This window comes from Alkalihalobacillus deserti (genome assembly GCF_020734105.1).
Lineage (GTDB): Bacteria > Bacillota > Bacilli > Bacillales > Bacillaceae_D > Halalkalibacter > Halalkalibacter deserti.
Window position 1 is genome coordinate 124,237 of the sequence record NZ_JAJAFR010000005.1, and the last position, 18,378, is coordinate 142,614.

Sequence of the window (18,378 nt, forward strand, 5' to 3'; positions counted from 1 at the left end):
TGAGCAGATGGTGAGAACAGTGATTGTTAGTGGGGCGAGAACACCCTTTGCAAAATTTGGTGGCGCATTAAGTAGCTTGAGCGCTTCAGAGCTTGGAGGGTTAGCGATTAAGGAAACATTGAAGCGAGCTAGTTGGTCTGGTGATCAAGTAGATGAATTAATTCTTGGAAATGTGCTGCAAGCTGGGCAAGGGCAACTTCCATCACGGCAAGCTGCTCACTCAGCAGGACTGCCTTGGCCCGTTAAAACAGAAACAATTAATAAAGTGTGTGCTTCTGGTATGAGAAGCGTCACGCTTGGCGATCAAGCGATTCGTTTAGGAGAAGCTGAGGTCGTCGTTGCAGGTGGGATGGAGTCAATGAGTAACGCGCCGTACTATCTCCCGAATGCAAGGTGGGGCACGCGGATGGGGAATAGTCAGATGATTGATGGACTCGTTCATGACGGGTTAACCTGCTCATTCCGGGATGTTCATATGGGCACGTACGGAAGTGATGTTGCGCGTGAGCTAGGTATTACGAGAGAACAACAAGATGAGTGGGCCTATAGAAGTCATCAAAAAGCGATTACCGCGATTGAATCTGGCAAACTAGCAGATGAAATAGCCATCGTTCCAGTTCCACAGCGTAAAGGAGAACCAATCTTAGTCGACCGAGATGAAGCGCCGCGTAAAGATACGTCGGTTGAGTCGTTGACGAAGCTTAAACCCGTCTTTTCAAAAGATGGAACGATTACAGCAGGAAATGCACCAGGGATTAATGATGGGGCTGCTGCTCTCTTGCTAATGTCAGAGAACAAGGCTAAAGAAGCAGGACTTACACCACTCGCGACGATTGTCGCTCATACTGCACTCGCAACAAAGCCTGAGGATTTCCCGAAAACACCAGGACTTGTTATCAATCAATTGCTGGAGAAAACGGGTTTAACTGCAGAGGAAATCTCTCTTTTTGAAATAAACGAAGCCTTTGCGGCAGTTGCATTAGCGAGTCAGCAAATTGCAGGGCTTGACGCAGAGAAAATTAATGTAAATGGAGGAGCCGTTGCCCTTGGTCATCCGATTGGTGCAAGTGGAGCACGAATTATATTAACGCTTGCTTATGAATTGCAAAGAAGAGGTGGTGGACTTGGCATTGCGGCGATTTGTAGTGGTGGTGGGCAAGGAGACGCTGTTTTAATAGAAGTTTAGGGGGAGATAAATGATGGAGATAAAAAAAGTAATGGTGATCGGTGCTGGTCAAATGGGTTCTGGGATTGCTCAGGTTCATGCAATGGCTGGAATTGAAGTCATACTTCATGATTTAAAGGGAGAATTTGTAGAGCGAGGGCTCGCTTCGATCACGAAAGATCTATCGAGACAAGTTGAAAAAAAGCGCATGTCTGAGGAAGAAAAAATAAAAATCATTGAGAGGATTCAGCTGTCAACGGATTTAAACAATGCAAATGATGTCGATCTGGTGATTGAAGCAGCGGTGGAAAATATGAAGATTAAATCTAACCTTTTTGCTGAGCTTGATGAGATTGTCCCTACACATGCCATTTTAGCAACGAATACATCCTCACTCCCGATTACTGAAATAGCAGCAGCCACAAGTCGACCAGAAAAAGTGATTGGGATGCACTTTATGAACCCAGTTCCAGTGATGAAGCTTGTTGAAGTGATCCGAGGTCTTGCTACTGCCGATGACGTATACGAAGTTGTGGAAGCGTTATCACGAAGGCTCGGTAAAACACCTGTAGAAGTAAACGACTTTCCGGGATTTGTCTCAAATCGAATTTTAATGCCGATGATCAACGAAGCGATTTTCACGGTGTATGAAGGGGTTGCCACTCCCGAAGCAGTCGACGAAGTCATGAAGCTAGGTATGAACCACCCGATGGGACCTCTGACACTAGCAGATTTTATTGGACTTGATACATGCCTTTATATTATGGAAACATTACATGAAGGCTTTGGTGACGATAAATACCGTCCATGTCCGTTATTGCGTAAATATGTGAAAGCAGGATGGTTAGGGAAGAAATCGGGGCGTGGGTTTTATCAGTATGAGTAGAGTTTGAAAGTAAGAAATGCTTTGTTTTGCTAGCGTACATTTGGAGTTTAATCGTAACTTTACGCAAAGCCCACAGACTTCTAATGGGTGGAAAATCATAAGAGAGCTCTCCCGAAATTACGCTATGTGTCATAGCTGTCTTAATAGAAAGCAGTCGCTTTGAGGTTTTTCCGGAAAGGTAAAGTTTGACCTTGGCAATGGTATTTCGCTGCGTGCGAGCTAGGAGAAACCCACTCCTAGCAGACTTGAAAGACTGCAGTGGCCCTAAACATTGCTTCGGGACTTCTCAAGATAGGTAAAATTGGACCTTTCCTGAGAAATCTCTACTTCAAAGGGGGTGCAAGTGATGAACTTGCGTTTTACAGATGAGCAAGAAATGATGAGGAGAATGGTTCAGGAATTTGCAAAAAAGGAAATTACCCCGTTTATTTCCGAAATGGAAGAGCATGAGACATTTCCGAGACCGGTCATTGAAAAAATGAGTGAACTTGGGATTATGGGCATTCCAATTCCAAAGCAATACGGTGGCTCAGAAATGGATTTTACCTCTTATATTATTGCCATACATGAATTATCAAAGGTGAGTGCTACGGTTGGTGTCATTTTATCGGTTCATACATCGGTCGGTACTAATCCAATTTTATATTTCGGAACGGAAGAACAAAAGCAAAAATATATTCCTAAGTTAGCAACCGGACTTTTTTTAGGGGCGTTTGGCTTAACGGAACCGGGAGCAGGATCAGATGCAGCGCGTTTGAAAACAACCGCAGTCAAAGATGGCGATTCCTACATTCTAAATGGATCGAAAGTGTTTATTACAAACGGCGGGGAAGCCGATACGTACATCATCTTTGCCACAACTGCTCCAGGAACAGGAGCCAAGGGGATTTCGGCATTTATTGTTGAAAAAGATACGCCAGGTTTTAAGATCGGAAAGAAAGAAAAGAAGATGGGTTTGCATGGTTCCAATACAACTGGACTTATTTTTGAAGATGCACGTATTCCAGTTGGCAACCTTCTTGGGCAAAAGGGGGAGGGCTTTAAAATTGCGATGGCTAATCTTGACTTAGGACGGATTGGGATTGCGGCTCAATCATTAGGTATAGCAGAAGCTGCTTTTGAAGCAGCTGTTGCGTGGGCAAAAGAACGCAAACAATTTGGTAAAGCGATTGGCTTCCAACAGGGCGTGGCTTTTAAACTCGCTGAAATGGCAACCAAAATTGAAGCAGCCAAACTGTTAACCTATCGAGCTGCTAATTTAAAAGATAATGGCATGCATTGTGGACAGGAAGCCTCCATGGCCAAGTTGTATGCATCGAGAACTGCCGTTGAAGTGGCGATTGGAGCAGTCCAGGTATTTGGTGGGTATGGCTATACAAAGGAGTATCCCGTCGAACGATTTTTCCGCGATGCGAAAGTATGTGAGATCTATGAGGGTACAAGTGAAATTCAACGACTCGTTATCAGCAAACAGTTATTGTCAAACTAAGGGGGAAATAAGATGAATTTTCTTTTAACAGAAGAGCAAGAGATGATCCGAAAAATGGTACGTGATTTTGCCAATAAAGAGGTGGCTCCATCGGCTGCGGAACGTGACGAGGAAGAGCGTTTTGATCGAGTGATTTTTGATAAGATGGCGGAGTTAGGTTTAACGGGCATTCCATGGCCAGAAGAATACGGTGGAATTGGAGCTGATTACATGAGTTATGTGATCGCTGTTGAAGAGCTGTCTCGCGTCTGTGCGTCAACAGGTGTCACCTTGTCAGCTCATACGTCACTTGCAGGTTGGCCGATCTACAAATTCGGGAACGAAGAGCAGAAACAAACGTATTTACGCGCTTTAGCGGAAGGAACGAAGATCGGCGCATACGGATTGACGGAACCAGGTTCAGGGTCAGATGCAGCGGCAATGAAAACAACAGCCGTATTAGACGGAGATCATTATGTGTTAAATGGCTCAAAAATTTTCATAACAAATGGAGGCGTTGCAGACATTTACGTTGTATTTGCTGTCACCGATCCGAGCGCTCGTTATAAAGGAGTCACCGCCTTTATTGTAGATGTGAATACCCCAGGTTTCTCAGTTGGAAAGAAAGAAAAAAAGTTAGGGATCCGCTCATCACCAACAACGACGATCATCTTTGAAGGTTGCCGCGTTCCAGTAGCTAATCGCCTCGGTGCTGAAGGAGAAGGATTTAAAATAGCAATGATGACGCTTGATGGAGGGCGTAACGGCATTGCCGCTCAAGCAGTCGGAATTGCGCAAGGAGCGTTAGATGCTTCGACTGAATATGCGAAAGAACGCAAGCAATTCGGTAAATCGATTGGCGCCCAACAGGGAATTGCCTTTAAAATTGCTGATATGGCGACGAAAATTGAAGCAAGTCGCTTGCTTACTTATCAAGCTGCATGGAAAGAAAGCGAAGGTCTTTCATACGGAAAAGAATCGGCGATGTCGAAGCTCTTCGCAGGTGATACAGCGATGGAAGTAACGGTTGAAGCCGTTCAAGTATTCGGTGGCTATGGGTACACGAAGGAATACGCTGTCGAGCGCTTTATGCGCGATGCCAAGATTACGCAAATTTACGAGGGAACCAATGAAATTCAGCGTTTGGTTATTTCAAAGATGTTACTGACTGATTGATGTAAGGAATGTATAAAACGACTTGTAAGCTCTAGCGTGGAGTGGGAGCAAGGGCATTCATATAAGACGGAAAGTCGCTATTATGAACGGAGAGGTCGCTAATAAAAGTGAAGTTGCCGGAAAAGTGCAGGAAGTTGCCGGAATATCAGCTGAAGTTGCTGGAAAGTTACCGGAAGTTGCTGGAATGCTTACTGAAGTTGCCGGAAAGGCAACAAAAGCCTACGAATAAATTGAGGTGGCTGGTAAACTAGCTCGGGCGGCTGAAATATCATTGGAAGTGAAAGATAATGCCGTCGAAACACCATCCCACAGCCATTCACTTTAAAAAGATCTACCCTCTAATAGTGAGAAAGTATAGAACATTCTCAAAAGTTCTAGTATGCTTAGAGCAAACGAATGAGGAAGTAGGTTGGCAGAATTGAAAAAATCGGTTCCATCGATGGTTAAAGATCCGCAGCTCATTAAAAAACGACGAGAGCAAATGGTCAAAGGAGCTGTCCGTCTATTCAAGCAAAAAGGATTCCATAAAACGACGACGAGAGAGATTGCTAAAGAATCTGGATTTAGCATTGGTACCCTCTATGAATATATTGGATCTAAGGAAGATGTCCTATTTTTAGTGTGTGATTCGATTTATGATGAAGTAAGGGAACGTCTTGTTCATCAATTAGATACGAGTAGTAGGGGGATAACGCGACTTAAAAAAGCGATTGCTGCTTTTTTTCAGGTGATTCATGATATGCAAGATGAAGTGCTAGTCATGTATCAAGAAGCAAAGTCTCTTCCGAAAGAAGCTCTTTCTTATGTGTTAAGAAAGGAAATGGAAATGACAGAAATGATAGAAATGATCCTGCGTGATTCATTAAAAGAAGAAGCTATTTCTTTAACGGAAGAAAAAATAAAGTTAATCTCGCATAATATTCTGGTCCAAGCGCATATGTGGACATTTAGAAGATGGTCGATTCAAAAACTTTATGGGTTAAAAGAATATACGGAACTACAAATAGAACAGCTGCTTCATGGAGTATATCGTCCTAATTAAGAGGAGAGATGAAGATGGAAACAGCACTATATCGTCCCAAAAATCATATTCGATTTGTAACGGCTTCTAGTTTATTTGATGGGCATGACGCCTCTATTAATATTATGAGAAGGATTTTACAAGCGAGTGGTGTGGAGGTCATTCACCTTGGCCACAACCGCTCTGTTGATGAGGTTGTAAGCGCTGCCATACAAGAGGATGTGCAAGGGATTGCGATTTCTTCCTATCAAGGTGGGCATGTCGAATTTTTTAAATATTGTTACGAACTGCTGCAGGAAAAGGGAGCAGGGCATATTCGTATTTATGGGGGAGGAGGTGGAGTGATCACGCCTCCAGAGATTGAAGAATTACATCAATACGGAATCGCGCGTATTTTCTCTCCAGAAGACGGAAGAAAGCACGGTCTCCAAGGGATGATTACCAAAATGGTTGAAGAATGTGACTTTGCGACCGTTGAGCAAATTAACGATGAGATTGCTCAACTAAAAGATAAAAACAACCGTGCAATCGCGCGCTGTATTACACTAGCAGAACAATTTACAGAAGCAAAAAAAGAGACAGCTGTTGCATTGGAAGAATCCCTAACAAAAATTAAAGAGCTAGCAACAGACACACCTGTGCTCGGAATTACGGGAACAGGAGGAGCTGGAAAAAGTTCTCTTACGGATGAACTTGTAAGACGTTTTTTATTTGAGTTCAAAGAAAAGACGATTGCCATCCTTTCCATCGATCCGACGAAACAAAAAACGGGTGGAGCATTGCTCGGTGATCGCATTAGAATGAATTCGATTCATCATCCAAGAGTATTTATGAGAAGTTTAGCGACGCGCGGATCACGGACAGAAATCTCAGCCAGTATTTATGAAGCTATTTCTGTTGTGAAAGCAGCAGGCTATGATCTTGTAATTGTTGAAACGAGTGGAATTGGGCAAGGCGATGCTGAGATCTCAGAGATTGCGGATGTATCACTTTATGTGATGACAAGTGAATACGGCGCGCCTTCGCAGTTAGAGAAAATTGATATGATTGATTTTGCCGATGTGATTGCGATCAATAAATTTGATCGTAAAGGTTCAGAAGACGCCTTAAGACATGTTCGAAAACAGTATCAACGGAGTCGTAATCGTTTTGAAGAACGACTTGAAGCGATGCCGGTCTATGGGACGATTGCGAGTCAATTCAACGATTTAGGCACGAATACGCTTTTTGCCGCGCTGATTCAAACCATTGCAGAAAAGTGTAACAAGGACTGGGAAACATCGATTGAAACAAGTGCTGAAGTGCTTAAGCAAAATGTGATTATCCCACCAGCACAAACGCAATATTTACGAGATATCGTTCAAACGGTTCGTGGATATAAGAAGATGACTGAGGAACAAGTAGAAGTGGCGCGAAAACTTTTTCAAATAACTGGAACGATCGATGCCCTCAAACAGCATCGATTAGATACAGAAGAAGTCATCACACAGCTCCACGAAACAAAAGCGCTCTATGAACAACAGTTACATCCAAGCTGTAAAGCGATCCTCGATAATTGGTCTGAGCTAAAAGAGGCGTATAGCAAAGATCAACTCATTACTAAGATTCGCGGTAAAGAAATTGTGACAGAGCTTACGAACGAAAGTTTATCTGGCTTAAAAATCCCAAAAGTGGCTTTGCCGAAATTTGCTGACTGGGGCGAGATCCTAAGATGGTCGATGGAGGAAAATGTACCAGGAGCTTTTCCATTTACAGCCGGTGTGTTTCCATTCAAACGAAAAGGAGAAGATCCTAAGCGACAGTTTGCCGGAGAGGGAACGCCAGAGCGGACGAACCGTCGTTTTCATTATCTATCAAAAGATGATGAAGCAAAGCGGTTAAGTACAGCGTTTGATTCGGTCACATTGTACGGAGAAGACCCGGACTATCGCCCTGACATTTACGGGAAAGTAGGAGAGAGTGGCGTAAGCATCTGTACATTAGAAGATATGAAAAAGCTGTATGCAGGCTTTGACTTATGTGCGCCTTCCACCTCTGTCTCGATGACGATTAACGGTCCGGCACCGATAATCCTTGCGATGTTTATGAATACAGCGATTGATCAGCAGCTAGAGCTCTTTGAACAAAAGGAAGGTCGTGCTCCAACTTTAGAAGAGAGTGAAAACATTCGAAGCGAGACGTTATCAACAGTTAGAGGAACGGTGCAAGCTGATATTCTCAAAGAAGATCAAGGCCAAAACACCTGTATCTTCTCAACGGAATTTGCGCTGCGAATGATGGGAGACATTCAACAATATTTCATCGAGCATGATGTAAGAAATTATTATTCAGTTTCGATTTCGGGCTATCACATTGCCGAAGCTGGAGCGAATCCGATTTCTCAGCTTGCCTTTACACTAGCAAATGGATTCACATACATCGAATACTATTTAAGCCGAGGCATGGATATTAATAAATTTGCGCCTAACTTGTCGTTTTTCTTTAGCAACGGACTTGATCCCGAATACACGGTGATTGGTCGCGTGGCCCGGAAAATTTGGTCAACGGTTATGAAACATAAATATAAGGCTAACGAGCGAAGTCAGAAGTTGAAATATCACATTCAAACATCGGGTCGTTCACTTCATGCTCAGGAAATTGATTTTAATGACATCCGCACAACGCTTCAAGCGTTAATGGCGATTTATGATAATTGTAACTCACTGCATACAAATGCTTATGACGAGGCGATTACGACACCTACTGAAAACTCAGTGCGACGAGCGATGGCCATTCAAATGATCATTTCAAAAGAGCTTGGACTCGCAAAAAATGAAAATTCGCTGCAAGGTTCGTTTGTCATTGAAGAGCTTACTCACTTAGTTGAAGAGGCGGTTCTGAAAGAATTAGAGCAGATTAATGACCGCGGTGGAGTGCTAGGTGCAATGGAGACGCAATACCAACGCTCAAAAATTCAAGAAGAATCCATGTTTTACGAAATGAAAAAGCATACGGGAGAGCTTCCTATCATCGGTGTAAATACGTATCTTAACCCGAATCAGGAAGAAGAGGCAGGATTTGAACTAGAATTGGCGCGCGCAACAAAAGCAGAAAAGGAACAGCAGATCACACATTTACGCGAATTTCAAAACCAACATCGGGAAGCCGCTACACAAGCTCTGACGTCTTTACAAGAAGTGGCGGTGGCTGGTGGAAATATATTTGCTGAACTAATGAAGACGGTAAAAACAGCAAGCCTTGGTGAGATTACCGGAGCTCTATACGAAGTAGGCGGTCAGTATCGTCGAAATATGTAAAAGAGGAGAGGTTGTTTATAAGGTAACTTAGAACAACCTCTTTGCTCTTTAAAAACAAATAATAACAAACTTATTTTGACTTTCAAAACAAAACCGTTATTGTATAATATAGGAAAGATGTAATCGGTGGGTAGGTGTAGACGAGATGATGGAAAGGGAGCTTTACCAAAGGTATATTAACCGTGAGATTAAAAGAGATCTCCTTGATAGCGAAGGGACTTTGCTATTAAAGAAAGGATCTATCCTCACAGAATCGATGCTTTCTAAATTAAATGTTCGAATTGATAAAATCGAAATGGTCACCCAAAACTCGTCGACGAGGCAAAAGTGATCTTTTTATCAAACACCTTTTAGCTGTTGATTAACAAGGGAGTCAGTTCATTTTATTAAATTGGTTTGAAATCTCTAATATGTTTTATCTTCCATAACTAGCATAATCATTGGAAATGTGTTTATAATGAAAAGTATGTTTATTACAAGTTAGGACTACTACATAGAAGATTGATTGAAAGGACGTGTGGCCCATGAGCTTAAAGGCAATGGATAAAGAAGATTTGCTAGAAATGTCTATGGTTGAGATTGCGTTTGAAATAATGAAAGAGTCAAAGAAACCTTTTGATTATTATGACCTAGTTAAACAAGTGGCAGCGATCAAGAAAATGTCTGATGAACAATTAAATGAGCGTATTGCCTATTTATATACGGATATGAATATTGATGGCAGATTTCATTCTTTGGGAGATAATCGCTGGGGCTTGAAAAGTTGGTATCCGCTTGAGCAGTCTGAAGAAGAAATCACAACCCCTGTTAAACCTAAGAAAAAAGCTAAGGCAAAGGCTAAAGCCAAAGCTGATCTTGATGATGTCGATACAATGGATGATGACTTCGAAGATTATGAAGATGAATATGAAGATTTGGAAGACGAACTTGATGAACTTTCTAATGATGAAGACCTTGATGACGAGGACGACGACGATTTTGAAGATAAAGAAGAAGTCGATGACCTTGACACAGATGATGATGATGACATAGATGATGATTCAGATGATGACGAGGAATTAAAATAACAAGTCAATTTATCTAGTCTGATCCTCTTGACTTCTTAATCTAATCTAGGTAGAATCATTTAGGGCTTAAGAAATCTATACGATCTGTTAAAGCAAAAACAAAAGTGCGCCCCCTTCCTTGGGGAGAGCTGTCACTTTTGTTTTTTTTATTTTATATAGCATACCCTAAGCAAGAGAATCATTCATACACGAGCAAGGGAGACGAAAAAATGGCGACAACTAAGTATATTTTTGTAACAGGTGGCGTTGTGTCATCACTTGGAAAAGGAATTACAGCAGCATCTCTTGGGCGATTACTAAAAAACCGGGGGTTAAAAGTAACAATCCAAAAATTTGATCCTTATATCAACGTTGACCCGGGAACAATGAGTCCTTATCAACATGGAGAAGTTTTTGTCACAGATGATGGTGCGGAAACGGACTTAGACCTTGGTCACTATGAGCGTTTTATTGATATTAACTTAAGTCAAAATAGCAACGTAACAACAGGAAGAGTGTATTCAACGGTTTTAAAGAAGGAACGTCGTGGTGATTACTTAGGAGGAACGGTTCAGGTTATTCCTCACGTAACAAACGAAATTAAAGAGCGTGTCTTTAGAGCAGGTCGCGAAACGGGCGCAGATGTGGTTATTACGGAAATTGGAGGAACTGTCGGGGACATTGAAAGCTTGCCTTTCCTTGAAGCCATCCGTCAAATCAAGAGTGATGTCGGTTTTAACAACGTAATGTATGTTCACTGTACGCTGATTCCTTACTTAAAAGCAGCTGGAGAAATGAAATCAAAGCCAACTCAACACAGTGTAAAAGAACTTCGTAGCCTTGGTATCCAACCAAACGTCATAGTTGTTCGTACAGAAATGCCAGTTCCTCAAGATATGAAAGAGAAAATTGCGTTATTCTGTGACATCGATAAAAATGCTGTCATTGAATGTCGTGATGCGGACACGCTTTATCAAATTCCACTTGATCTTCAAGCACAAAAATTTGATGACATCGTTTGTAAGCATTTGAATCTGGAGTGCCAAACCGCTGATATGACTGAGTGGACGGCGTTAGTTGAAAAAGTACAAAATTTATCGGAAAAAGTATCGATCGCACTTGTCGGTAAATATGTCGCGTTGCAAGATGCGTACTTATCAGTTGCTGAATCGCTTCGCCATGCAGGTTACACATACGATGCTGATATTGAGATTCAGTGGATTGATGCTGAACAAGTAACAGACGAGAATGTAGCGGAATTAGTAGGGTCGGCTGATGGAATCTTAGTACCCGGTGGATTTGGTGATCGAGGAGTAGAAGGGAAAATTGCTGCGATTCGTTACGCGCGTGAAAACAAAGTTCCATTCCTTGGCATTTGTTTAGGCATGCAGTTAGCATCAATTGAATATGCCAGAAACGTTCTTGGTTTAGAAGGGGCTCATTCAGCAGAATTAAATCCAGAAACGCCATATCCAATTATTGATTTGCTTCCAGAGCAAAAGGATATAGAAGATATGGGTGGAACGCTTCGCCTTGGCCTATTCCCTTGTAAGCTAACAGAAGGTTCAATTGCTCATGCAACGTATAGCGATGAAATTGTGTACGAGCGTCACCGCCACCGTTATGAGTTCAACAATGAGTACCGTGAACAAATGGAAAAAGCAGGATTCATCTTCTCTGGGACAAGCCCGGACGGACGATTGGTGGAAATTATTGAAATCAAGGATCATCCTTATTTCATCGCATCTCAATTCCATCCAGAATTCCGCTCAAGACCAACACGTCCACAACCATTGTTTAGAGAGTTTGTTGGAGCATCTTTGAAGTAATAAATAAATGAGAAAAGCTGTTGAGAGAAAGGTCTCAACAGCTTTTTTTAATTTGAATCTTCGAGGTAGTTTAAAATGTAAACATTTGGAATAAACATGTAATTTCGAATTTAAGGATATAATAGCGAAATCAGTAATTTTCATAATCTAACAGCGAACAAAATTTTATCGGCAATAAATTCGAGCCTATTCGCGGTATTATAAGAGCTTGTTCAAAAGGGGAAGAACTCCCTTTTTAAACAAGCTCATTAAGAAATATTTTCTGTCTACACCCCTCACTCATACTCGCTTAAAAAATCAACAATTAATAAATGTAAGCAAAAATAGGTATAAAGAGCCATCAATGAAGCGGGGTAGCCAATCCGTTCACCAGAATCTGTCGGAACAAGGCTGTTACTGACATTTAAATCGATCAGGACATCCACGCAATCGCTCCACTGTTTTTCATGTACTTCTGTGCTTTGTGCGATGATCCCAACAATTAAAACACCTTGCTCTGACAAGTGTTCGATGAGTTTCAACATCTCGCGGTCATGAGAGTATCTTGCCACTAATAGGACACGATCGGCAGCAGTTAGTTTAGCCATTTTTCCTTTTTCCAATAGCGGTTTTATATTCTCAAACTTTTCTTTTCCATAGAGGGCTTCGGCTGCAACAGCGGCCATCTCATCCTTCCCATAAATATAGACGTTACCATCGCCAATTAGAGCTTGACTAAGCAATCGTGCCGCATCTTCCATGATGTTTTCATCAAGAGTATTGTTCATTAATCCGATTAATTGGGTTGTGAACATTTTTTGCAAGTAAATAAACCTCCTTTATGACAAACTAATCATGTGCATTATACCGTACTAAGAGGACAATAAAAAATAAATCAAACAATTAGTGACAGGGTTAGACATCATTTGTCGGACGGTTTTTAGTTTTACAAAGAAATAAGTGCAGGATTTAAAAGGAATGTGACGAATAGTTAAAAGTTGTTGGAGTGTGTGAAGTATTTTAGCTTATCATTTAATTGTAAAATTAAATACACACCGAATTTGAGAGGAGTGATCTGGTATGAAGAAAATACTAGTTGTAGATGATCAATATGGCATTCGTGTATTGCTTTGTGAAATTCTTCAAAAAGATGGTTACAAAATGTTTGATGCAGCGAATGGAGTACAAGCGTTGAAAATTGTTGACCAAGAAAAACCTGATCTTGTTCTGCTCGACATGAAAATTCCAGGAATGGATGGTTTAGAAATTTTAAAACGCATTAAAGAAGATAATCCTCAAGTAGACGTCATTATGATGACAGCTTATGGCGAATTAAACTTAATTAATGAGGCCATGAGTTTAGGGGCGATTACTCATTTTGCAAAGCCATTTGATATTGATGATATTCGTGATGTGATCAAAAAAAGCTTAGTCGTATCATAAGTTAGTACAGCCTAAAATAAAACGCTTACTTAGAAAAACTTTCATAAACCCCCATAGAAAAGCGTGTATTTTAAAGTAAATATGCTATAATGAACTCGTTCAATAATGGAGCCATTAAAGAATTTTATTTGTTTAGCAGTGCCCTTTTTTACATAGTTTTGGTGGATATTTAATCACGCAATCGGGTACCTTGTTAAATAGATGCGGCGTTTAGACCGATTGTACGATTTGATTCGTCATCTAGATTGGCTCTTAAAATGAAGGAGGATGTAGAATGCCTTTAGTATCAATGAAAGACATGCTTATTAAAGCAAAGGCAGAAGGTTATGCGGTTGGTCAATTCAATCTAAATAACCTTGAGTTTACTCAAGCAATTTTACAAGCAGCTGAGGAAGAAAAGTCTCCAGTTATTTGTGGTGTATCCGAAGGTGCAGCACGTTACATGGGTGGATTCAAATTTGTTGTGAAAATGGTTGAGGCACTTATGGAAGAGTATAAAGTAACTGTTCCTGTAGCGATTCACTTAGACCATGGTTCAAGCTTCGAGAAGTGTGTGGAAGCAATCCATGCTGGTTTCACTTCTGTTATGATTGATGGATCTCACCATCCTTTAGAAGAAAACATTGCGATTACAAAGCAAGTGGTAGCTGTCGCTCATACTCTTGGAGTGTCTGTTGAAGCTGAGCTTGGACGTATTGGTGGACAAGAAGACGATTTAATCGTTGACGATGCTGAAGCGGCATATGCGATTCCAGCTGAGTGTAAAGAGTTAGTTGAAGCAACTGGCGTAGACTGCTTTGCTCCGGCACTTGGATCTGTTCACGGACCTTACAAAGGTGAGCCGAATCTTGGTTTTGACCGCATGAAAGAAATTGATGGATTAGTTGGTATTCCACTAGTATTACATGGTGGTACAGGTATTCCAACCGCTGATGTCAAAAAAGCGATTGAATTTGGACATGCTAAAATCAATGTAAACACAGAAAGCCAAATCTCTGCTGCAGCTGCTGTTCGTGAAACACTTGCTGCTAAGCCGAATGAGTATGATCCACGTAAATTTTTAGGACCTGCTCGTGATGCGATTAAAGAAACAGTTAAAGGTAAAATGCGTGAATTTGGTTCTTCAAACAAAGCATAAATAGAGTTACCATTAAAAGCAGTTCATTTGAACTGCTTTTAATGGCATTTCAATTAAGTCGCTTTTGTAAAAAAAGAAAAATGTAAACGCTTTGATAAGATTCGACAAAAAAACATATTGATGGGGGACACATACATGAAATTTTTTATTGATACGGCAAATGTTGAGGAAATTAAAGAAGCAAAAGCATTAGGAATTCTAGGTGGGGTAACGACCAATCCATCACTAGTTGCGAAAGAAGGCGTAGATTTTCATGATCGTCTAAAAGAGATCACAAGTATTGTAACAGAAGAGTCAGTTAGTGCAGAGGTCATTGCACTAGATGCAGAAGGAATGATTGCAGAAGGAAAAGAACTTGCAGCTATCGCTCCTAATATTACAGTGAAAGTGCCGATGACAACAGAAGGTTTAAAAGCAGTTCACGCATTTTCAGAGTTAGGCATAACAACGAATGTTACTTTAGTTTTTTCAGGGGTTCAAGCATTGCTAGCAGCTAGAGCAGGGGCTACGTATGTGTCGCCATTCCTTGGTAGACTTGATGATATTGGTCAAAATGGCTTGGAGCTAATCACTGAAATTGTTGAGATTTTCGACACACATCAAATTCCGACTCAAATTATTGCTGCATCTGTTCGCCACCCAATTCATGTAACCGAATCAGCACGTCGAGGTGCTCATATTGCCACGATTCCTTTCAAAGTAATTCAACAACTTAGCAAGCATCCCCTTACGGATCAAGGAATTGAAAAATTTCTAGCGGATTGGAACAATCGTTAAGACGTAGTTCTTTAGCCTCGTCTGGAATTTTCACGCCAATTCCGTTACAATCTAAGACATAATAACTCGTTACATTTTCATTGATATGGTTATAATGGAGGTAAAGAGAAAATTTATTGTGTCACTAGAGAAAGCACCAATGGAAGGGATGCGGTTATGGATAAATTAATGATTGAAGGCGGATATCCTCTAGAAGGAACAGTACAGATTAATGGAGCTAAAAACAGTGCAGTCGCGTTGATTCCTGCTGCAATATTAGCCGATTCACTCGTAACCATTGACAATCTACCAGAAATTTCAGACGTTCATTTACTTGCTGAACTCTTGCAGGAAATTGGTGGAGAAGTGGAACTTAGCAAGCATGAAATTACAGTGAATCCTGCGAATATGATTTCCATGCCACTACCGAATGGACGAGTAAAAAAGCTACGTGCCTCTTATTATTTAATGGGTGCCATGCTAGGGAAATTCAAAAAAGCGGTGATTGGTTTGCCTGGTGGTTGTAATCTGGGACCAAGACCAATTGATCAACATATAAAAGGATTTGAAGCATTAGGTGCAAAAGTAACTAATGAGCAAGGTGCCATCTATTTACGGGCAGATGAACTACGTGGCGCTCGTATTTATCTTGACGTTGTTAGTGTGGGTGCAACGATCAATATTATGCTTGCTGCTGTGAAAGCTAAAGGGCAAACGATTATTGAAAATGCAGCAAAAGAACCTGAGATTATTGATGTGGCGACATTGCTTACAAGCATGGGGGCTAGAATCAAAGGGGCAGGAACGAATGTCATTCGAATCGATGGAGTAGATTCCTTGTCTGGTTGCAGACATTCGATTATCCCAGACCGAATTGAAGCCGGAACGTATATGATTTTAGCGGCTGCAATGGGACAAAAAGTGTTAATCGATAATATTATCCCTTACCATGTCGAATCATTGATTGCCAAACTCAGAGAGATGGGTGTGGAGATTGAAGTTAGAGATGACCAGTTGTTGATACATAACAGCAAGGAGAAAAAAGGTGTTGATATAAAAACACTTGTTTACCCAGGTTTTCCAACTGACTTACAACAGCCATTTTCAAGTTTACTGACACAAGCGGAAGGTACTAGTATCGTCACAGATACGATCTACAACGCTCGCTTTAAGCACATTGACGAGCTCAGAAGAATGGGTGCAAACGTAAAAGTTGAAGGGCGTTCTGCTATTATAAATGGTAAAGCAAGGTTACAAGGAGCTAAAGTTCGAGCAAGTGATCTCCGCGCAGGAGCTGCACTAGTCGTTGCTGGACTATTAGCAGAAGGAGTAACCGAAATTACCGGCCTTGAGCACATCGACCGAGGCTACACCAATCTAGAAGAAAAACTAATCGGCCTTGGCGCAAAGATATGGCGAGAAAAGATGACAGAAGAAGAACTCGATCAAGTGAAAAGCTAACGTAAAAAGGGCGGTTTTCCCTTTTTACGTTAGCTGAAGCGATGAGCGGAGCCGCTGCAAAGATCTTAAGCCAGTTGCGAGCGGGTTTCTCGCGACAGGCGCGCAGCGTGCAGAGCTATCGCCATGATTTAAACAAGCTAACGTAAAAAAGGGCGGTTTTCCCTTTTTTACGTTAGCTGAAGCGATGAGCGGAGCTGCTGCAAAGATCTTAAGCTAGTTGCGAGCGGGTTTCTCGGTGAGAGGCGCGCAACGTGCAGAGCCATTGCCATGATTTAGATTAGAAAAAGTTTTTATCAGATAAGTATGACCAAGAGCAAGAAGTTTTACTGTTTTATAATAAGGCTATGAATCTAGCCGCTTTCTGGTATTTTCAAGTCGTACGCTAGCAGAGCGAAGCCATTATAGTTAATGTAGTTGATATAACGAGGGGGAGACAGCATGGAAAGAAGTTTATCAATGGAGTTAGTGCGTGTCACGGAAGCGGCCGCATTAGCATCTGGACGTTGGATGGGACGAGGCAATAAGGATGAAGCAGACCGCGCGGCAACTGAAGCAATGCGTGATGTATTCGACACGATCCCAATGAAGGGAACCGTTGTAATTGGTGAAGGAGAGATGGACGAGGCACCTATGCTTTATATAGGTGAAAAGCTTGGAAATGGGTATGGTTCTCGTGTAGATGTCGCTGTTGATCCATTAGAAGGAACGAATATCGTTGCTTCTGGTCAATGGAATGCATTAGCTGTTCTTGCGATTGCTGATCACGGCAACCTCTTGCACGCTCCTGATATGTACATGGATAAAATTGCAGTAGGGCCAGAATCAGTTGGGAAAGTGGACATTAACGCTCCAGTTCTTGATAACTTAAAAGCTGTCGCTAAAGCAAAAAATAAAGATATTGAAGATCTAGTTGTATCAATTTTATATCGCGAACGCCATGAAAAAATGATTCACGAAATTCGCCAAGCTGGAGCTAGAATTAAGCTGATGTCTGACGGAGATGTAGCGGCTGCTTTGAATACAGCATTTGGGGATACAGGTGTAGATATCATGTTAGGTTCTGGCGGAGCACCTGAGGGCGTCATCGCTGCTGTAGGGTTGAAATGTCTTGGTGGTGAGCTGCAAGGGAAGCTTTTACCTGCAAATGACGAAGAGCTTGAACGTTGCAAGAAGATGGGTATTGCAGATGTGAATAAAGTGCTTTTAATGGATGATCTTGTGGCAGGTGATGATTGTATTTTTGCGGCAACGGGCGTAACAGATGGAGAGCTTTTAAAAGGCGTTCGTTACCACGGTAGTGCTGCAACCACACAATCGCTGGTTATGCGTGCTAAATCAGGAACAGTACGTTTCGTAGATGGAAAACACAGTATGAAAAAGAAGCCAGATCTTGTTATTCGTTAACTTATAGTCTTTAGGAAAGCTGGAGTTACACAAAATCTAGCTTTCCTTTGTTTTATTCGTCAGAAAACGAATGGTAGAATATTACACTGCTTACAATGAGTGGATTCCTCGTGTAGATAAACAGTCATTATTCACTTTTAAAATAAATCTTTTCTAGAAATGATAAATAACAACCTTGAATATTATCATTATTTGTGGTTAAAATAGACTATATGTTCGTTTTATAATTTTTTTTCACCGATCGTATCTCCAGAACTCTCCATTCGAGACATTTTCCTTAAAGGTTTTAATTTGGTAAACAAGAATGAGA

Annotated in this window: 16 protein-coding genes; 15 read left to right on the forward strand and 1 reads right to left on the reverse strand. The window is 41.3% G+C overall.

The features are described from left to right. Window positions 1-7: 7 nt before the first annotated feature. From LDX58_RS11565 to pyrG, 10 genes are all read left to right on the forward strand, one after another. The gene (locus LDX58_RS11565; protein ID WP_227936994.1) at window positions 8-1,186 is read left to right on the forward strand and encodes an acetyl-CoA C-acetyltransferase; all 1,179 of its coding nucleotides are present in this window, start codon (window positions 8-10) and stop codon (window positions 1,184-1,186) included. Between the two features lie 13 nt (window positions 1,187-1,199). Beyond that, window positions 1,200-2,051 (forward strand): 3-hydroxybutyryl-CoA dehydrogenase, encoded by an 852-nt coding sequence (locus tag LDX58_RS11570; protein WP_227937200.1) that lies wholly within the window; start codon window positions 1,200-1,202, stop codon window positions 2,049-2,051. A gap of 346 nt (window positions 2,052-2,397) precedes the next feature. Then, on the forward strand, window positions 2,398-3,540 hold the full coding sequence (locus LDX58_RS11575; protein ID WP_227936995.1) for an acyl-CoA dehydrogenase: 1,143 nt from the start codon (window positions 2,398-2,400) through the stop codon (window positions 3,538-3,540). Window positions 3,541-3,552: 12 nt separating this feature from the next. Then, window positions 3,553-4,695, forward strand: coding sequence for an acyl-CoA dehydrogenase (locus LDX58_RS11580; RefSeq protein WP_227936996.1), 1,143 nt, complete (start codon window positions 3,553-3,555; stop codon window positions 4,693-4,695). A gap of 82 nt (window positions 4,696-4,777) precedes the next feature. Continuing rightward, the gene (locus LDX58_RS11585; RefSeq protein WP_227936997.1) at window positions 4,778-4,924 is read left to right on the forward strand and encodes a hypothetical protein; all 147 of its coding nucleotides are present in this window, start codon (window positions 4,778-4,780) and stop codon (window positions 4,922-4,924) included. Between the two features lie 210 nt (window positions 4,925-5,134). Continuing rightward, the gene (locus LDX58_RS11590; RefSeq protein ID WP_227937201.1) at window positions 5,135-5,737 is read left to right on the forward strand and encodes a TetR/AcrR family transcriptional regulator; all 603 of its coding nucleotides are present in this window, start codon (window positions 5,135-5,137) and stop codon (window positions 5,735-5,737) included. Between the two features lie 14 nt (window positions 5,738-5,751). After that, the gene (gene icmF / locus LDX58_RS11595) at window positions 5,752-9,012 is read left to right on the forward strand and encodes a fused isobutyryl-CoA mutase/GTPase IcmF (protein WP_227936998.1); all 3,261 of its coding nucleotides are present in this window, start codon (window positions 5,752-5,754) and stop codon (window positions 9,010-9,012) included. A 145-nt stretch (window positions 9,013-9,157) separates the two neighbouring features. Then, entirely contained in the window at window positions 9,158-9,343 is a 186-nt protein-coding gene (locus LDX58_RS11600; RefSeq protein ID WP_227936999.1) for a hypothetical protein, read from the forward strand. Between the two features lie 193 nt (window positions 9,344-9,536). Continuing rightward, window positions 9,537-10,079: a DNA-directed RNA polymerase subunit delta gene (gene rpoE / locus LDX58_RS11605; protein WP_227937000.1), complete on the forward strand. Its 543-nt coding sequence runs from the start codon at window positions 9,537-9,539 to the stop codon at window positions 10,077-10,079. A 209-nt stretch (window positions 10,080-10,288) separates the two neighbouring features. After that, complete coding sequence (gene pyrG, locus LDX58_RS11610; protein ID WP_227937001.1) at window positions 10,289-11,887, forward strand: CTP synthase; 1,599 nt, start codon at window positions 10,289-10,291, stop codon at window positions 11,885-11,887. Window positions 11,888-12,162: 275 nt separating this feature from the next. Here the strand turns inward: pyrG and LDX58_RS11615 are convergent, their stop codons facing one another. After that, window positions 12,163-12,681 carry a DUF2529 family protein gene (locus LDX58_RS11615; protein ID WP_227937202.1) on the reverse strand — a complete coding sequence of 173 codons (519 nt, stop codon included), beginning with the start codon at window positions 12,679-12,681 and terminating at the stop codon, window positions 12,163-12,165. Between the two features lie 265 nt (window positions 12,682-12,946). On the opposite strand from LDX58_RS11615, the gene LDX58_RS11620 reads away from it, so the two are divergent. From LDX58_RS11620 to glpX, 5 genes are all read left to right on the forward strand, one after another. Then, window positions 12,947-13,309 carry a response regulator gene (locus LDX58_RS11620; protein ID WP_227937002.1) on the forward strand — a complete coding sequence of 121 codons (363 nt, stop codon included), beginning with the start codon at window positions 12,947-12,949 and terminating at the stop codon, window positions 13,307-13,309. A 274-nt stretch (window positions 13,310-13,583) separates the two neighbouring features. Continuing rightward, window positions 13,584-14,447 carry a class II fructose-1,6-bisphosphate aldolase gene (gene fba / locus LDX58_RS11625; RefSeq protein ID WP_227937003.1) on the forward strand — a complete coding sequence of 288 codons (864 nt, stop codon included), beginning with the start codon at window positions 13,584-13,586 and terminating at the stop codon, window positions 14,445-14,447. A gap of 135 nt (window positions 14,448-14,582) precedes the next feature. Further along, window positions 14,583-15,224, forward strand: a complete 642-nt coding sequence (gene fsa, locus LDX58_RS11630) for a fructose-6-phosphate aldolase (RefSeq protein WP_227937004.1) — start codon at window positions 14,583-14,585, stop codon at window positions 15,222-15,224. 156 nt (window positions 15,225-15,380) lie between these two features. After that, window positions 15,381-16,664 (forward strand): UDP-N-acetylglucosamine 1-carboxyvinyltransferase, encoded by a 1,284-nt coding sequence (gene murA / locus LDX58_RS11635; protein ID WP_227937005.1) that lies wholly within the window; start codon window positions 15,381-15,383, stop codon window positions 16,662-16,664. A 438-nt stretch (window positions 16,665-17,102) separates the two neighbouring features. Beyond that, on the forward strand, window positions 17,103-18,068 hold the full coding sequence (glpX, locus tag LDX58_RS11640; protein WP_227937006.1) for a class II fructose-bisphosphatase: 966 nt from the start codon (window positions 17,103-17,105) through the stop codon (window positions 18,066-18,068). Window positions 18,069-18,378: the final 310 nt, after the last annotated feature.

What these genes read in the sequence shown, in the direction of transcription:
- rpoE (WP_227937000.1), top strand. Translation starts at nt 9,537, where the DNA reads ATGAGCTTAAAGGCAATGGATAAAGAAGATTTGCTAGAAATGTCTATG.
- LDX58_RS11570 (WP_227937200.1), top strand. Translation starts at nt 1,200, where the DNA reads ATGGAGATAAAAAAAGTAATGGTGATCGGTGCTGGTCAAATGGGTTCT.
- LDX58_RS11620 (WP_227937002.1), top strand. Translation starts at nt 12,947, where the DNA reads ATGAAGAAAATACTAGTTGTAGATGATCAATATGGCATTCGTGTATTG.
- glpX (WP_227937006.1), top strand. Translation starts at nt 17,103, where the DNA reads ATGGAAAGAAGTTTATCAATGGAGTTAGTGCGTGTCACGGAAGCGGCC.
- LDX58_RS11600 (WP_227936999.1), top strand. Translation starts at nt 9,158, where the DNA reads ATGATGGAAAGGGAGCTTTACCAAAGGTATATTAACCGTGAGATTAAA.
- fsa (WP_227937004.1), top strand. Translation starts at nt 14,583, where the DNA reads ATGAAATTTTTTATTGATACGGCAAATGTTGAGGAAATTAAAGAAGCA.
- LDX58_RS11615 (WP_227937202.1), bottom strand. Translation starts at nt 12,681, where the DNA reads ATGTTCACAACCCAATTAATCGGATTAATGAACAATACTCTTGATGAA.
- pyrG (WP_227937001.1), top strand. Translation starts at nt 10,289, where the DNA reads ATGGCGACAACTAAGTATATTTTTGTAACAGGTGGCGTTGTGTCATCA.
- LDX58_RS11580 (WP_227936996.1), top strand. Translation starts at nt 3,553, where the DNA reads ATGAATTTTCTTTTAACAGAAGAGCAAGAGATGATCCGAAAAATGGTA.
- LDX58_RS11585 (WP_227936997.1), top strand. Translation starts at nt 4,778, where the DNA reads ATGAACGGAGAGGTCGCTAATAAAAGTGAAGTTGCCGGAAAAGTGCAG.
- fba (WP_227937003.1), top strand. Translation starts at nt 13,584, where the DNA reads ATGCCTTTAGTATCAATGAAAGACATGCTTATTAAAGCAAAGGCAGAA.
- murA (WP_227937005.1), top strand. Translation starts at nt 15,381, where the DNA reads ATGGATAAATTAATGATTGAAGGCGGATATCCTCTAGAAGGAACAGTA.
- LDX58_RS11565 (WP_227936994.1), top strand. Translation starts at nt 8, where the DNA reads ATGGTGAGAACAGTGATTGTTAGTGGGGCGAGAACACCCTTTGCAAAA.
- LDX58_RS11575 (WP_227936995.1), top strand. Translation starts at nt 2,398, where the DNA reads ATGAACTTGCGTTTTACAGATGAGCAAGAAATGATGAGGAGAATGGTT.
- LDX58_RS11590 (WP_227937201.1), top strand. Translation starts at nt 5,135, where the DNA reads ATGGTTAAAGATCCGCAGCTCATTAAAAAACGACGAGAGCAAATGGTC.
- icmF (WP_227936998.1), top strand. Translation starts at nt 5,752, where the DNA reads ATGGAAACAGCACTATATCGTCCCAAAAATCATATTCGATTTGTAACG.